Genomic DNA, 16306 nt, shown 5'->3' with positions numbered 1-16306 from the left:
TTTGAAATCAAAGGGTTTTCCGGACCACCGTTGGTACACAACGATGGTACACATGACCTCATTAGGCACCCCGAAACGGCACCCTGAAAGCGGAATTTTCTGGTTCAGGAAACGTGTTCCCGATCGGTTGAGGGAAGTGGTTGGAAAGAGCGAGATCAAACACTCGTTGAGGACGCGAGACCTTGGCATTGCACGCATTCGGTATCTCGAAGCTGCGTTACAGATCGAGCGTGATTGGGTCCGGCTTACTAATCCACTCATCGATACAGCAACGGTGTGCACGCCCATCCCGGTACAAGCCCTCGCTGTTGAACCAATCGTCGACATCACATCTTCATCCTTGATCTCGTCGGCAGAGCCGGTCGCGTCGAAGGCAGGATTGTCGGTCCGCTCAATATTCAAGTCCTACGCCGCCGAAGCTCAGCTTGCTCCCGCTACCGTGAAGCGCTGGACGCCTGTCGTGGAACGCTTGATTACTCATCTCGGCCACGATGAGGCGACGAGCATCTCGCGAGCCGATATCGTCGCATGGAAGAACGCTCTTCTAGTCGAAGACATGTCAAACGTTACCATTCGAGATGTCTATCTCGCGGCCATAAAGGCGACCCTGCAATTCGCAGTCGACCAAGATATGCTGAGCGAAAATCCAGCCGCTGGCATTCGCGTGCGCGTCAAGGACACTCTGCACGAACGAGACAAAGGCTTCAGTGGCGAAGAAGCAAGGATAATCCTGGCCGCGACGCTGCGGCCGCCCTCCGATAAGATCAGCGTCGAGATGGCTGCCGCGCGTCGGTGGGTCCCGTGGATCTGCGCCTACACGGGGGCGAGGGTGAACGAAATTACGCCCCTCACTGGACGTGATTTTCTGCAGCGGGACGGCATCCCAATGCTGCGCATACGAGCCGAAACCAACAAGACGCGGAAGTTCCGCGAAGTGCCGCTATATAGCCACTTGGTTGATCAAGGCTTGCTTAAGTTCGCGAAGTCGAGGGGAGCGCGGCCTCTGTTTTATGATCCGCGCCGCAGCCGTGGCGGCAGCCATGCGAACCCTCACTACAAGAAGGTGGGCGAACGGCTCGCTGAATGGGTGCGTTCACTGGGGATCGACGAGCGTGTGGCGCCGAACCATGGCTGGCGGCATCGATTTTCATCGCTCGCTCGTGTTCTATCGATACCCGAGGATGTACGAAATATTCTGCAGGGCCATGCGGGCGCAAAGGTCAGCGATCGCTACGGCGAAACATGGCCCCTTGTTGCCCTTCGCGAGATCGAGAAATTGCCAAGGTACGTAGTGTAGTAGCCAATGGCTTGGCCGAGCCCAATGACGCGCCTTGGTGCAAGGCCAAGTGTCAAGGCGGCGCGCGATTGTGACGTCTGGGTACGGTGCCCCGGCGGATGCGGCGCCGACTCTCGTCGGAGCGGCTCTGTCTTCGAAGGGATAGAGCCTGGATGCGGTCCGTTCGCGCCTTGCGTGTCTCGCTTTGCTCTTTCGCGTTTGCTTGAAGGCCGGTATCGTTGTTGCGGGAGCCGAGTCCCGAGGGCCCGGCAGCAGCTTCGGGGGATGGATGCAAGAGAACGGCGCGGCAATCGTCTTCAGCGCTGGCGACCTGGTTGGGCATCTGAATTGTCGTTACCTCACACATCTCGACCTCAAGGTCGCCCAAGGCGAACTGGCCAAGCCAAAGCTCCGCCATGACCCGACCCTCGATGCCCTGGTGGAGCGCGGCAAAACCCATGAGCAGGGTTTTGTCGACCATCTCACCAAGCAGGGCGGGACCGTCACCGTCATTGCCGGCGTTGGCATCGATCACGCCTCGGTGGCCCAAACGCGGCAGGCGATGGTGCGCGGCGACGCGGTGATCGTTCAGGCGGCGTTACGGGATGGGCTTTGGAGCGGTCGCGCCGACGTGTTACGGCGGATCGAGACACCAAGCGGTTTGGGCGCCTGGTCATACGAGGTTACCGACGCCAAGTTGGCCCGCGAGACCAAGGGTAACACGGTCCTGCAGCTCAGCCTCTACTCGGACCTATTGGCGACCATGCAGCAGAAGGTCCCGGAGTCGGCCCATGTCGTGACGCCCGGGACGGAGTACCTGCCGGAGGCCTATCGCGTGGCCGATTTTGCGGCGTTCTACCGGCGCATCAGGCGAAGCTTGGAGACCTTTGCGGCTGTGCCCCCGCATGACAGCCTCTATCCCGACCCGATCGAGCACTGCGAGGTCTGTCGATGGCGCGAGCCCTGTGCTTCGAGGCGGCGCGCCGACGATCACCTGTCGCTTGTCGCAGGGATAGCCAAGACCCAGATTGAGGAACTGGTCCGGCGAGGTGTGGGCACAATGGCCGCCCTGGCCAGACTGCCTATCCCACTGCAATGGCGGCCTGATCGGGGGACTGCGCCAAGCTACGAGAGGGTGCGCGAGCAGGCGAGACTCCAGGTCGAGGGGCGCAGCGCGGGCCAGCTGCTTCACGAGGCGCTGCCGCTAGTCGCGGAATTTGGCTTGTTTCGGCTGCCTGAGCCGTCGCCCGGCGACATCTTTTTCGATTTCGAGGGCGATCCGTTCGTGGACGGCGGTGGGCTCGAGTTCCTGTTCGGCTATCTCTATGCCAAGGACGACGGCTCGGACGCTTATGTCGGCGACTGGGTTACTACACGACAACACGAACGCGCCGCGTTTGAGCGCTTCATCGACTTCGTCACGGAGCGGCGGGCCAAGCACCCCGGCTTGCACATCTATCACTTCGCGCCCTATGAGCCGGCCGCGTTGAAGCGTCTGATGGGGCGGTACGCCACGCGAGAGGACGAGGTCGATAACCTGCTTCGGGCGGGCGTGTTCGTGGACTTGTACGCCATTGTCCGGCAGAGCGTCCGCGCGAGCGTCGAGAGTTATTCGATCAAGAAACTGGAGCCGCTGTACCAATTTGATCGCACGGTCCCGCTGATCGATGTCGGCGGTGCCATGGCACGGGTGCAGGCCTGCCTCGAATTGCTCGACGCCGATGGAATTGACCCGGGCGACCAGGCGGCCATTACCGGCTACAACCGCGACGACTGTGCCTCGACGCGCGCCTTGCGGGACTGGCTTGAGGGATTGCGGGACGGGCTGATCGCTCAAGGCAAGATGATCGATCGGCCGCATCCGAAAGCGGCTGAAATTGGCGAAGATCTCAGTGCTTGGAAACGCAGGGTTGCCGGACTTGCGGCGCGGTTGACCAGCGACGTCCCCGACGACGTGACTGAACGCAGCACGGAGCAGCAAGCGCGCTGGTTACTGGCTCATTTGCTCGATTTCTTCGGCCGCGAGAACAAGGCGGTTTGGTGGGAGTACTTCCGGCTGAGCGACTTGTCGGCCGAGGATCTATTGCATGAGCGCGCGGGCTTGGGAGGGCTGGCCTTTCTCGGCGGAGTTGGTGGAACGGTGAAGGCCCCAATCCACCGGTACAGATTCACGATCCAAGAAACCGATGTTCGTGCCGATGATGATTTGAAATCTGTTGGGGGGGACAAGTTTGGCAGCGTCGTCGCGATTTCCAATGACGACAGAACCGTCGACGTGAAAAAGCGCCAGGACACCGCGAATCTTCATCCCGAGGCCGTGTTCGCGCACAAGCTCGTCAACAATCAGGTTCTTGCCGAATCCGTGTTCCGGATCGGCGAGCATGTGGCGAATCACGGGATCATTGGGCCGGGCGCCTATCGTGCCGCTCGGGACTTGCTGCTCAAAGTCGCTCCACGCCTTCGCGGTCAGGCGTTGCAGCAAGCTGGCGAGCCATCGCTGACAACTGCGATGCGCGCGGCGCTCTCACTTGATCAGAGCGCATTTCCGGTACAGGGGCCGCCGGGAGCTGGCAAAACCCATGCAGGTGCGCGTATGATCTGTGCGCTTGTGCGCGACAAGCGGACGGTTGGTATCACAGCTAACAGTCACAAGGTCATTCGCCATCTGCTCAACAAATCCCTGGAAGCGGCCGCCGAAGAGCAATTGGCTATTCAGTGCATACAAAAGGTCTCGGACGAGCCCGCCTCTTTGCCGCGGCTTCAACTGACGACTAAAAATTCGGAATTCATTGACGGGCTCGGGAATGGCAGCCAAGTGGGCGGCGCGACCAGCTGGTTTTGGGCACGTCCAGACGCTGCAGGCACCGTGGATGTTTTGTTCGTGGACGAAGCGGCGCAAATGTCACTTGCGAATGTACTGGCCGTGTCGCAAGCGGCCGAAAGTATCGCCCTTCTAGGGGATCCAAGGCAGCTTGAGCAGCCGATACAGGGAAGTCATCCGGATGGCGTAGCAGTGTCGGCGCTTGACCACGTCCTAGGCGAGCACGCAACCATCGACACAAGTCGCGGACTCTTTCTTGAGGAGACCTGGCGCTTGCACCCCGACATCTGCGCCTTCACGTCTGAACTCTTCTATGAGGCTCGACTTCGCTCGCGCGCTGGATTGGAGCGGCAGGAGATAAGGTCTTCGAGTCGCGTAAACGGCGCCGGCCTTCGTTATCTTGCCGTACAGCACGAGGGTAACCAGAATTCCTCTCCCGAAGAGGCGGACGAGATCAAAGAGCTTGTCGATGAAATCCTCAGCAGCAAGGCAAGCTGGGTTGATGGCGCGGGGAAGGAGGCTGCCATTGGGCTGCAGGATATCCTAATCATCGCTCCCTACAACGCGCAGGTCTTCGAACTTCAAGAGCGATTGCCGGGCGCACGCATCGGCACCGTCGACAAGTTTCAAGGACAGGAGGCGCCAATCGCTATCTATTCGATGGCAACATCGAGTCATAACGACGCACCGCGCGGGATGGAGTTTCTCTATAGCGCGAACCGTCTGAACGTGGCCACTTCGCGCGCAAAATGCCTTTGCATCATGGTTGCCTGTCCGCGGCTATTTGAAGTCGACTGCCGAACGCCGCGCCAAATGCAACTGGCGAACGCGTTTTGCCGATATTTGGAATTGGCGGATCCGCTCTAGTGCGGTCCATGCGAACAAAATTGTCAGCGTGATATCTGTCTTGAAAGCGAACAGCGCAATTAACGCTTCTTGAGGCAAGGCTGTAAAAGGAAATTCATTGTTGGGGAACAGTTTTCATGGCTCGTTTGGTCGTACCGAATCTCGGATGGGTCGTTCTCTCGGAGGCTGATCGTGCCGTCGCCGAACGGAGGCTCTCTGCCAGCGCCGCTGAAGGAACGCGTGATGAGTTGGGGTTTGGGCCAATACACTTTGCCTACGCGAATCGATTCTTCCCCGGAACGTCGGTTCAGCAAACTCGACTCCGATACATTTGGTTTATTTGCTGGGCTTACGATGAGCTTCTGCGGTCTCACCGGTCGCAAGCCTTTCCTGTTGAGGCACTTCGCAAAATAGAAGTTCGGACTGGCAAGAAGCTTTTACTCAATTTCAACAATCCCTACCGCTCCGGCATAATTGGATGGACGCGGTTCAAAGTGGGTGCTGAACCTGTCTTGATGCCGAGCGGCATTTACTGGAGCGCCCTGAAGCTTTGGGGTCTGCTTCGTCGTCGGGAAAATACGACGCAGGCGCCTGGTCAGGCAGAGCTGCATGCGCACTGGATAGATTGGTCAAGCGCAAAGCGAAAGGATGAGCTCGCCCATGAAGATCATGAGCCCATCTTCGTTGACCTGCCTCCGCAGCCCGACGGGTGGACTAAGGGAAACTCCCAGTTGTCGTTCCAGCTCACGTCCCAAGAATCAAAGCTCATCAAGGACAGATGGAGGTCTGCGATCGAAGTGTCGGCGGCGTCAGAACCTCTGATGTCGAAGATCGCCCGCGCTGGCATCGTGCCAAAGAGCATGTGGAGTGCAAGAGTGTCCGGCTTGGCCTCGGCTGACGACAAGGAGGCGTTGGAGCGGGCCCGAAAGGCAGCTTCTTTGGTCTGCATTGGGCGAGCGCTCTATGCTGCAATGATCGAAGAACTAAAAAATGCGGATGTAAGAGGAAGCCAAAGCTCCAAGATCCACATGGACTTCCTTGAAAAGCTGCGGCTCGAGCACCGGACGCATGCCCTATCCCTCGATCTTAAGGAGCTGGAATTTGACCTACGTCAAGCGGACCGACTACAGCAAATTGACAAACAGCTCATCGACTTGCTCCGAGAAGTCCAAGAATGGTCCTACGTCGGGGGAGGCTTCGATCAGCTCAAGCCGCTATTTTTGCAACGCGAGATCAGCCTGAAGAATTCGCGAGCAATGCTCGCACCGGCGGCGGCAAAAAGGCGGGAGCTTTGGACAGTTAGCGACCCTGCTCAACCGCTCAATTATCGTTGGCCAATTGTAAGTACGTTCCTGAAAGACCTGTCGGCATGAGTTTTGATCAGGAGAGTTCGTATTCGTTGTTTGATGTACTAAAGCCTGACGTTGACGCGGTGGTCACGAATGCTGCTGTGGCGACCTACTCGCTCGATTTAGTAACCCTCCTAGGACTAGTCCTAGCACTTGGAGGAAAGGCCGACGAAGAGTTCGAAACAGGACCAGTCGGATTGATCGATGCCTTTCGAAAGATGTCGGGTCGACTCAAGGTGCTTTGTCAAAAGAGCCGGATTGTCGTTCCGAAGAGACATCATGCAATCCTGATCGTCCTCGACGGAATGATACGACAAATTTCTACAAACCAAAGAATGGCATCTTGGCATCCAAAGTTTGCTTTCGTGAGATACTTGAAGGAGGGCAAGGTTACTTGGCGATTTTGGATCGGTAGTAGGAACTTGACGGGGTCTCGGGATCTCGAAGCGGGCTTGCTGCTGATAGGTAGGCTTGATGGTGGCCGGGGTGGCCAAATGGCAGGCATGGCAGACTTGATCGATGGACTGCTGACGCCGGACGACATGCCTGGCGCGGTGATCGAGGAATTGAAAGAAGTACGGTGGCAAGCGCCGAGGGGCGTAAAGGTTGTCAGGATCCATTGGCGTCAGGCAGGTACAGTAAGGCCGTTTCTTTCCGAGGCGTCTCGCAAACGCAGGACGATTGCCATAAGTCCTTTCGTAGACAGAGAGGGAATTTCCCAAGCGTTGGCGTTCGCCGGAGGCGACTCGATTGGGATTCTGACGACGGAGGAGTCAGCTAGTAAGCTTACATACCCCGATGAAATGGACATTCGGGTCATGGCGCCTCCGGAGCCGTTAGGGCTCGATTCCAGCGAAACACCGGTAGAAACGGCTCAGGCTGAATTTGAGGATTTCGTGCCGGCACGAGGCCTTCATGCGAAGCTCATCCTACAATCGCGAGGAACGAAGGCGGTTTTATTCATCGGGAGCGCAAATTTAACTCGGCGTGGTTTGAACGGACCGAATGCGGAAGTGACAGCCGAACTTGAACTAAGTGACCCCAAAATCCAAGAAGCGCTTGTCAACTACTTCGCATGCCAGTCGCGGGCAAGCTTGCAAGATACCGAAGAACCGGGTCACGACCCTGCGCAGAGGGCCCTCGATGAGGATGTTAGTGATTTGGCCAACTTGGAATTCCGATTGGACATCGGCCAGTCGAGCGCTGTTCTAAACGTTAATGGCGATCTCGATGAATTTCTTTCCCGTAACCTGCTTACTGTTGAGCTATTCTCGCTGCCTGCTACCAAGGTGCACTGGCCGTCCAATTCGCGCGCACTGGTGATTTGCCAGAGCGAGTTACCGATCAAGAGTCGAACGTCATTTGTGGTATTCGAAGCGACGTCGAGGTCGGACCCCAGCGTAAGTCGACTCTGGACGCAACTGGTCGCGTGTTCAGGGTTTGAGCCTGAGATCCGCGATAGAGCCGCCATCGCGGCATACGTCGGGGTTGGCAGATTCAAGGATTGGTTCCGTGCAACCCTAGAAGGTGTTGTTCCTGCCGAGGCCGAGAGATGGACTGGAGAGCCAAATCCAAACACTGGCAGTCGTCCCGCAAGTGCTTTCGATAGTGGTTTTTCCCTCGAGCATGTGTTGACGCGCTGGGCTCGAAATCCCCAGGAATTTGAACGTCGCGTACCAGATGTAAGCTCGATGATTGTGGCGTTCAGAGAAGAAATTGAGTCGGGTCCCCCAGGCGCAGAGCGGGAGACAGCGAGCAGGGAGCTCGCGGAAATTGAGAAATTCTGGGCGGCCGTAACCGAAGCGCTATCAGCCGAGACGTTATGACTAGGCTTCAGTTATTCCAGCGGGCAACCGTCGACGCCGCAGTGAGCGCGCTCTCAACGGGATCGCGCCGGTTTCTCGTTGCGGACGAAGTTGGCTTGGGAAAAACCATCGTGGCTCGGGCGGTCGCCGAACGCCTCAAGCCATCGGGTCATTCTCTAAACATCTTCTATCTTTGTCCGAGTTTGGAAATTGCCGCGCAGAATCGCGACAAGTTTGCGGCCCTTACCGGCCTGACCAGGACAGAGCAGTCCGCGGGAGCAGATCGGCTCTCGCTTTCTCTTTGGAGTCCGCCACCGAGTGGAAACGGGTTTCGTGTCCTTTCGTTGACCCCAGAGACAAGCTTGCCCTGCTGGAAGCCGGGCGCAAGAACTGGAAGGAAGCAGGAACGGTCGCTTATTTGGAACCTGATCAGGCGTGGCTATCCCGACCTTGTTCGCGACCTTCGAATGTTGGAGAGCAACCGAGGTGCTAAGACGCCACTGTTTGAGGCATCAAGCGACGATGTCTCTCCGCTTGCTTCTTCTTTTGATCAGGCTTTACGAGCGATATTCAATTGTGACGGAGGGCATCTCGAGCCCGAAATGCGATCGTGGCTCGAGTGGACAAAGGATCCGTTGGAGTTCGTGGCGCGATGCCGGAGTGCGCTGGTTCTTGCCGCGCTTAGCCGAAAGAGGACCTCTCCCGATCTGTTGATCCTAGATGAATTTCACCGCTACGCCGATCTCATCGTACCGAGCCGCGGTAACTTGTCTAAAAAGTCGGCGTCGATTGAGCAGCAGCGCGCTGGCAAAATCCTGGCGGATCGACAGCGGGTCCATAAGATTCTTATTGACGCTTTGTTAAATGGAAATGGCGGGCGTTCTCCAGCTGTCCTTCTGCTTTCGGCGACTCCCTACAAACTCAGCCGCCTTGACGGATCACAAATTAATCCAGGGCAGCGCTACGGGTCTCTGATAGAGCTCGTAAAGTTTCTCTATGGACCAGAAGGCGACAGCCTTGCGAGAAGGGTAACAGAATCCATAAGCGCATATCACAGAGCGCTCGCGAGCAGGGAGGAGGTCGACCAGGCCAAGCAACGCATTCTTCTGGCTAAACGGCAACTGGAAGCCATATTCAAACCTGTGATCGCGCGGACTGAGCGAGCTCTCGCACTAACGGACGATCAATTTGTCAGATGCGCGCTTCCAACTTCCATCGAGTCAGCGGATATCGAGGTCTTCAGACATCTCGCTACCTCAGTGGCTGCTGTTAAGAATGACCGCTTGCGCTCGTGGACTACTCCATTGTGGTCCTCCGTACCCTATCCAGCGCAAACCTTGCATGGTTACGGAGTGTGGAAGGCTCTTCTAAGAGCAAGGCGGCGACCTCGGATAACAATTGAGAACAGTAGGGCCCGGCCGGCACATCCGCAGTTTCGGCAGCTGAGCAACTCTGTTGTCGACGCTAAACTATTGCAGTTGCCGTGGTTGAAACCCTCGTTGCCATGGTGGACGCTGGAAGGAGCCTGGGCAGAAAATCAAAGCAGAAACTGCGGCAAGGTGCTCTTGTTCAGCAAATTTCGAGCGGTGCCAACAGCGGTCAGCGCTCTTCTTAGTCTGCCAATCGACGAAGCATCCATCGGCTCCAAGTTGCGAGGTGTTAAGGTCAAGACGCAGTCGTATCTGCGTCCGAATGTCGGACTCAATCATGGGTTACTGGCGATGTTCGCACCTTGGCCATCGCTATCGGCGGCTATAGAGCCGAAGAAGGACCCGGCCCTCGGAATATCCTCTATTGTCCGCGACGCGGCAAAGCAACTCAGAGTGTGGATCGAGCAACGAGGGATCGAGATCAAGAATGGTCCTTCCCGTCCGACGTGGAAGGTAGCGGTGGCTTTGGAAATTGGTGGGAACAGCCAGATAGCGCGGGAATTGACAAGGTCGCTTCGCATTCCGGCGCTACTAAGCACACTTGACGTGTGGTCTAAGACACCACAGATCACTCAAATTTCGACAATTGAAATTGAACGTTTGGCAGAATTCTTGCTGTCGGCGCCCGGTCCCATCGTGGCTCGTTCGTTAGCACGACATGGCGTCGCACTGAAAGTACGCGAGAACCTCGACGAAAAGATTGTTCAGAAAGCGTTTGATTTTTGCTGGACGAAATTGAGGACCTACTTGGGACAGCGCTATTTTGAGCGCGCGGTGGTGGGTAGGTCAAGGAAGCGCTATCCGCAGTCTCTTATGATGGCGCTTACGAAGGGAGGTTTCGAGGCGGTTCTCGATGAGCAGCTCGCATTGCTGCGGACTCTCGGTGACAAGAAGGGGAGCGAGCTCATTGTTGAATTGGGCAATGGCTTGTTGGATCGACCAGGGTTGGTCCGGCTTCGTCGTCGCGGATCGGATTCTCCTGTGCGCGTTCACGCTGCCGCTCCGTTCTCTGGAGGAGAACGAAGGGGTGGAGGGCACGATCGCAAGGATGAGAAATTGCGATCGGACACGCTACGTCGAGCGTTTAACTCGCCATTTTGGCCGCATGTACTCTCAACGACGTCTATTGGGCAGGAAGGACTAGATTTCCACTATTGGTGTGACATGATTGTTCATTGGGATCTTCCAGTCGGACCGGTCGAGTTTGAGCAGCGGGAAGGGAGGGTATCTCGCTACTCAAGCTTGACGGTACGTCGTGCCTTTGTCGCGCAGCACTCGCCATCAGTTTACAAAGCTGCCTCTAGGAATAGTCCGTTCATCGAGCTATTTGAGAGGGCACATTTGGCGCCCGATGACGGGATAGGGCTACAAAAGTGGTGGACGCCCGCCTCAGAGAAGCCGACCAGTATTACCTTCAATATGGATTTCAGTGTTCGTGCGCGGCGCCTGAAGAGATTGCAAGATGATTTGATGTTTTATCGTCTTGGCATCGGCCAGCCAGATCCGGAGGCGTTCATAAACTTCCTAAAACATATCGATGCCAGTCCGGACATAGCCCGGGGGCTTGCGCTGAACCTTTCTCCATCAATGACAGAGTCGCTCAGCGTTAGGCGGGAGGTTCAGTAACCTCTCATCTGCGAATTTAGAGTTGACCCGCGACATCCGCTGCTGGTGAGATTTGATTTCTTTCTTGAGGTTTTGACCCAATGCCGTCGCTCTTTTCAAAGTTTCCAAACCCCGATTATGTGCTGAAACTTGCTCCAGAGGTTTTGGGGCCGGTCCTCTTGAAGATGGCGCTCGATCAGCGGCAAGCGGCTGGTTTTGTCCCAGAGAGCGTAACCCAACCGGACGCGTCGGAGGTGATTAATGGGAAGGATTATCCGTATCCGGCGAGTGATCAGGTCAAGCGTCACGTCAACTCCGCCTGGAATTGGCTGGAGCGAGAAGGCCTCATAGAGCGCTCCGCCGGCATAAACGGCGTGCACGGTTGGCGCGACTTCACTCCAAAGGGGTTAGGGGTCGCCGAAGGTCAAGACATGCAGCGTTTGCTGGACGCGGCGGCGTTCCCAAAATCCCTTCTGCATCCAGACATCCGCGAGAAAGCATGGAACGCAATCGTGCGCAGCACGAACACCACCTCGCAAGGCGACCTTGCCGATGCCGTGCGGGATGCGTTCGTGACCGTGGAGGATGCCGTGCGCCTGGCAGGTGGCTATGACGCGAAGGATTATGGAGACGCCTTGATGAAGAAGGCCTTCGATCCCGACAATGGCCCATTGGGCGATCGGGATACGACCAAGCCTCAGAAGGAGCGCTTGGGTTTGCAAACACTCTTCATCGGCGCGATGAATGCCTACCGAAATCCAGTCTCCCACCGGAAACTGGCAATTGATCTGGACGACGCGAAGGATCGGCTCCTCTTGGCTTCGCACCTCTTGCGCATTGTGGACGCGCGGAGACCTAAACCGGCTTCTTAGAGGGAGGGCTCACGTCGTGGGGGATTGCGTCGTCTGCGGAAAGCCGGCCGGATGGTTTCGAAACAAACACGATCATTGCGATAGTGCTCTTTCGGTAACGGTCCCGGAAACTTCAATCGGAGCATTGGATATTACTCCGGCGGACATTTTCGCTGATCGCAGCGCCAAGATGGGGCGCTCTTATGAGCGCGAGACGGGTAGAATCGAGAACCTTGTCGAGCAAGTGAAAGAACTTAAGCGTCACCAGCGATATGCCGACGCGCTCGCTTTACTGAACGACGAAATGGATCTTCAGGAGCGAGATTGCGCTGCCGGACTTGGCGGCGTTGCTCCATGGTACTACGAACAGGCTGCAATCATCTATCGTAAGCTGGATCGCTTTGATGATGAGATCGCGGTCCTGAAACGATACGCCGCTCAACCGCACGCGCCTGGCGTCAAGCCTCCGAAGCTGCTTCAGCGCCTGGAGATGGCTCGTTGGCAAGCGCTAAAGCAAGCTGGCGTGAACGCGCCGAAACCTGCCTTCGACGACAAGCCCGCAAGCAAGCGAAAGACGCCAGCTATTATTCTGGATCCAAATCAGGAGGCCATTACTGATTTTATCGCCTTGGATGTAGAGACCGCGAACGCTGACTCAGCGAGCATTTGCTCCATTGGATTAGTTCACTTTCGTCGTGGGGAGATATTCAAATCGCTTACGATCCTAGTGGACCCAAGAGATGAATTCGACCCGATGAATATATCGATCCACGGAATCACTCCGGAGATGGTGCAAGGGAAACCAGACATGAGGACGGTGTTTCCCGTCATTGCGGCCGCACTCCAAGACGTGGTTGTCGTTCATCACTCTCATTTTGATAAGACGGCGCTTACGCGAGCGGCGGAGAAGTACGGCACAGAACCGTTGCCGTGTATCTGGCTTGACACGCTTCGTGTAGCTCGGAGGGCATGGCCTGAGTTCGTCGAGGATGGTGGTGGGTATGGTTTGAAGCGATTGGCGTCTACATTTGGCATCGAGTTCAGGCATCACGATGCGGCCGAGGACGCTCGGGCGGCTGGTCTGCTTCTCCAGCGGGCCCAAATTGATAGTGACCTTGGGATAGTCGACTGGCTGAGACGGGTCGAACAACCGATTGCCGAAGCTGCAGTCGCGCAGTCTGGGAACAAGACGGGCCCGTTGGCAGGAGAAGTTGTGGTCTTTACGGGACGCCTTAACATCACACGATCAGCAGCCGCAGCCTTGGCCGCGGAAGCCGGTTGCGATGTTGCTGAAAGCGTGACCCAAAGGACAACCTTGCTGGTCGTTGGCGACCAAGATCTGCGCGCGACCAAAGGTTACGAGAAGAGCTCCAAGCAGCGAAAAGCAGAGGCACTGATCTCGTCCGGGCAGTCGATCAGGATCTTGGGCGAGAGTGACTTTGAGCGGATGGCCCGTCAACCATAACAGCGGCGGTCAATCGGCGGCTGGCTTTCGTCGTTGGCCCGTACGTCAACGCTTGATTTCGGAAGTATTACTGACGCCCTCAGTATTTGACGGAAAGCTGAGCCGGACTGGTTACCGGTAATTGCTATTCCAGTGCCCGCAAAATGGGGCGCGTCGCATGAAGGGTCCGATCCGCGATCGGGCGGGAGTTTATCACTACCGACGGCGGATTCCGGAGGACGTGCGGCAAATTCTGCGCGATCTGGATGCCGTTGCGACTGCCGGAAGTCCGCGACAGCACAAGCGCGAAGAAAAGAAGCGCCTCGGCAAGGACCGGACGAGAGCGCATGCCGCCTGGGCCAAGTACGACCATGATGTCGAAGCGCGATGGGCTCAACTGCGTAAAGGCGCCGTCGAAGGATTGACGATTGTCCAGCGCGAGGCTTTGACCGGCGAGGTCTATCGCCGTTGGCTGCGAGGCTATCCTCCAGAGTATTTTCACACACCAGTGAGTGCGGCGGGGATGCTCGGTCTCATGCAGGAGATCGATGGGGAACTGCCACGGAAAATTACGAAGCCGGAAGACGACTATGAAGCTCTCGAGAGCTTTCAAGGGCGCCACGTGGATGCCGTGCTGGCCGCGCGAGGTTTGATACTTCCCGCGTGGGAACGCTGGCATCTCATTCTGGCAGCGCAACGTGCGGCCAAGCACGCTTGTCGCGTTTCCTTACGGCGGTGGGAGGGTGACCTCCGACCTGACCAGGATGAGGATCGTTATCCGGCGTGGCCCAACCCGGAAACCACAACACTTTCGGGGCTTTGTGCTTCGTGGAAGCGTGCAAGACCCGAAGCTAAGCCGGATACCCACGCTGGTTTCAAGGCGTGTATCGACAAGTTCGTCGCATTCGTTGGTCACGACGAAGTGGCTCGGCTCACCCGCTCCGATGTCTTGAGCTGGCTCACTCATCTGAAGGAACGGGAAAAGCTGAGCGATGTTCGGATAAGGGATGGATATCTCGCTGCGCTCAAGACTATTTTCAATTCAGCCCGTAAGCGCGGCCTTATCGAGGTCAATCCATGCGAGGCGATTTCCGTGGATGGGCGGCCGCTCGCACGCACCCGTGAGAAGGATCTCAGGGACGGAGAGGTGTTTTCGATACTGAAAGCAAGCCTCGAACCCCAAGAGGATGTCAGCGAGGATGTCGCCAATGCTCGACGATGGGTTCCTTGGCTTCTCGCCTATACGGGCGCTAGGGTTGCAGAGATAACTCGCCTTGAATCGAAGCACATCATTCAGGAAGCGGGTGTGTTCGCAATCGACATCCAGGAAAGCAAGAATGGGCGGCCGCGGCTTGTGCCGATACACCGCGATCTAATCGAGCAAGGATTTCTACAGTTTGTCGATCGTCGGTCTGGCCAGCCCCTTTTTTTTGAAGGCGAGAAGCTGAAGCAACCAAAGCTTACCATCCACAAGACACGTGCAGAAGGGTTGGCAGAATGGGCGCGTACTGTTGCCGGCATCGCTCCTAAGTCGGTGGCCCCGAACCATGGTTGGCGGCACCGGTTCAAGACGGAGTGCCGTCGAATTGCAATGGATCCGGACGTCAGGCTCTACATCCAAGGGCACGCGTTTCCAACAGAAGGCGGCAACTATGGCTTCTTCCCTGTCGACGTTACGGCCGCCTGGATGAACTTGTTTCCGCGATATGACGTCAGTGAAAGCTGCCTCAGGATGGATCGCGCCGCAGGCGATGACGTTCTGGCGAGAGCTGTCGCGCTCCTGCAACGCGAGCGATCCGTGTCAGCGCAAACGAGAGCCGCGTAGTCTGTCCGGATCTTGGCCATTTGCGCGCGTCAGATCCCTTAATCATCCTTGCGGCGCCGATTCTGATTGGACGTCTGTTGATCGACACGCTTTCGATCTGCCGGCAGTGCGGTCGTCCTGCCGACGGCTAGTTTGGAAACAAGCTTCGAATACTGTGCGCTGCGATCAGGCAATGGAGATACGGACGGTTTGCGTATGATTTCGAGACGTCCGGTCTCTAAGACTTGTATTATTCCTATCCAGGGGACGGTGAGCAGCTCGAGTGCCGAGACGGCCTCGTCGATCGTCGAAGCATCCGCGCTTGGCGAAAAGACGAGATGGAATCTCGGAAAATATGTTGAGAGCAGCACCGACTGGGCCAAGCCGGCGTCCAAGGAATCGCGGCCCTGTGCTGAATCTGTAACGATGTCCAAGCCGCAAAGCGGCGCGCCGTTTGATGCGATGATTTCTATGCCGACCCGCCGGAAGTAGAGCAGGCCGCGCCTTCTTCTAATAATCGAATCCTTGGGAAATAACGCTCCGCGTGCCGCTTCCACCGCGTCCTCCACTGCCTGGATTTCGGTGGCATTTCTGCGCAGAAGGCGGCTACGGGAAACGACGTCGGCGTCCGCCGATCCAGCCGGAGCGCTCGCCAGCCGATTGCGAACTTCAGCGAGGGACGTGGTGCCGTCGTGCAATCCGCGCAGGGCGGCGAGCCCAAGTTCGGACGAGCGATCATACAGGCGTATGGCGATTTCCACGCCGTTGAAGCCGGGGGAAATCAGGTCGTCCGGGGGCACGCCCGCAGATGAGGCTGCGGTTTCGATTCTCCCAAGTACATTGAGGTATCTCGTGAGCAGACCCCAGCTCAACCCGGTGGCCTCGCTGGCAATTCGCCTGACGGTCTCGGAATCAAGCTTTCCTGGAGCCAGCGCCTGACGCATGAGCCCGGCCGTCACATGCCAAGGCGCTCGCGGGATTCCTCGCAGCATGTCGCGCAGTCCATCCGCGGTGTAACGACCTGTTAACCCTTTTTTTGCCATCGCCACTTTCCGGGCTTGTCACCTCATGCATG

The 16306-nt window shown here is 57.1% G+C and carries 9 protein-coding genes; 8 read left to right on the top strand and 1 reads right to left on the bottom strand.

All coding sequences use genetic code 11. From position 1 onward, the window contains the following. Positions 1 to 52: 52 nt before the first annotated feature. The 8 genes from V1288_RS10510 (at position 53) to V1288_RS10475 (ending at position 15252) form a co-directional block, all read left to right on the top strand. The gene (locus V1288_RS10510; protein ID WP_334356971.1) at positions 53 to 1297 is read left to right on the top strand and encodes a DUF6538 domain-containing protein; all 1245 of its coding nucleotides are present in this window, start codon (positions 53 to 55) and stop codon (positions 1295 to 1297) included. A 268-nt stretch (positions 1298 to 1565) separates the two neighbouring features. Then, positions 1566 to 4964 carry a TM0106 family RecB-like putative nuclease gene (locus V1288_RS10505; RefSeq protein ID WP_334356970.1) on the top strand — a complete coding sequence of 1133 codons (3399 nt, stop codon included), beginning with the start codon at positions 1566 to 1568 and terminating at the stop codon, positions 4962 to 4964. Between the two features lie 116 nt (positions 4965 to 5080). Then, positions 5081 to 6316, top strand: coding sequence for a DUF6361 family protein (locus V1288_RS10500; RefSeq protein ID WP_334356969.1), 1236 nt, complete (start codon positions 5081 to 5083; stop codon positions 6314 to 6316). After that, positions 6313 to 8118 carry a phospholipase D family protein gene (locus V1288_RS10495; protein ID WP_334356968.1) on the top strand — a complete coding sequence of 602 codons (1806 nt, stop codon included), beginning with the start codon at positions 6313 to 6315 and terminating at the stop codon, positions 8116 to 8118. Before V1288_RS10500 ends, V1288_RS10495 begins: the two co-directional genes overlap by 4 nt. Beyond that, complete coding sequence (locus tag V1288_RS10490) at positions 8115 to 11153, top strand: DEAD/DEAH box helicase family protein (protein ID WP_334356967.1); 3039 nt, start codon at positions 8115 to 8117, stop codon at positions 11151 to 11153. Before V1288_RS10495 ends, V1288_RS10490 begins: the two co-directional genes overlap by 4 nt. An 80-nt stretch (positions 11154 to 11233) precedes the next feature. Beyond that, on the top strand, positions 11234 to 12004 hold the full coding sequence (locus V1288_RS10485; protein ID WP_334356966.1) for a TIGR02391 family protein: 771 nt from the start codon (positions 11234 to 11236) through the stop codon (positions 12002 to 12004). Between the two features lie 124 nt (positions 12005 to 12128). Next, a complete protein-coding gene (locus V1288_RS10480; RefSeq protein ID WP_334356965.1) occupies positions 12129 to 13448 on the top strand; it encodes an exonuclease domain-containing protein in 1320 nt (439 codons plus the stop codon). A 157-nt stretch (positions 13449 to 13605) separates the two neighbouring features. Next, a complete protein-coding gene (locus tag V1288_RS10475) occupies positions 13606 to 15252 on the top strand; it encodes a hypothetical protein (RefSeq protein WP_334356964.1) in 1647 nt (548 codons plus the stop codon). 38 nt (positions 15253 to 15290) lie between these two features. Here V1288_RS10475 and V1288_RS10470 read toward each other — a convergent pair whose 3' ends face one another. Next, positions 15291 to 16274: a hypothetical protein gene (locus tag V1288_RS10470; protein WP_334356963.1), complete on the bottom strand. Its 984-nt coding sequence runs from the start codon at positions 16272 to 16274 to the stop codon at positions 15291 to 15293. Positions 16275 to 16306: the final 32 nt, after the last annotated feature.

It is taken from the genome of Bradyrhizobium sp. AZCC 2176, from assembly GCF_036924645.1.
Classification (GTDB): domain Bacteria; phylum Pseudomonadota; class Alphaproteobacteria; order Rhizobiales; family Xanthobacteraceae; genus Bradyrhizobium.
The sequence above is the reverse complement of the archived record's forward strand: the minus strand, read 5'-3'. Positions and strand labels throughout refer to the sequence as shown.

What these genes read in the sequence shown, in the direction of transcription:
- V1288_RS10510 (WP_334356971.1), top strand. Translation starts at nt 53, where the DNA reads ATGACCTCATTAGGCACCCCGAAACGGCACCCTGAAAGCGGAATTTTC.
- V1288_RS10485 (WP_334356966.1), top strand. Translation starts at nt 11,234, where the DNA reads ATGCCGTCGCTCTTTTCAAAGTTTCCAAACCCCGATTATGTGCTGAAA.
- V1288_RS10500 (WP_334356969.1), top strand. Translation starts at nt 5,081, where the DNA reads ATGGCTCGTTTGGTCGTACCGAATCTCGGATGGGTCGTTCTCTCGGAG.
- V1288_RS10470 (WP_334356963.1), bottom strand. Translation starts at nt 16,274, where the DNA reads ATGGCAAAAAAAGGGTTAACAGGTCGTTACACCGCGGATGGACTGCGC.
- V1288_RS10495 (WP_334356968.1), top strand. Translation starts at nt 6,313, where the DNA reads ATGAGTTTTGATCAGGAGAGTTCGTATTCGTTGTTTGATGTACTAAAG.
- V1288_RS10505 (WP_334356970.1), top strand. Translation starts at nt 1,566, where the DNA reads ATGCAAGAGAACGGCGCGGCAATCGTCTTCAGCGCTGGCGACCTGGTT.
- V1288_RS10490 (WP_334356967.1), top strand. Translation starts at nt 8,115, where the DNA reads ATGACTAGGCTTCAGTTATTCCAGCGGGCAACCGTCGACGCCGCAGTG.
- V1288_RS10475 (WP_334356964.1), top strand. Translation starts at nt 13,606, where the DNA reads ATGAAGGGTCCGATCCGCGATCGGGCGGGAGTTTATCACTACCGACGG.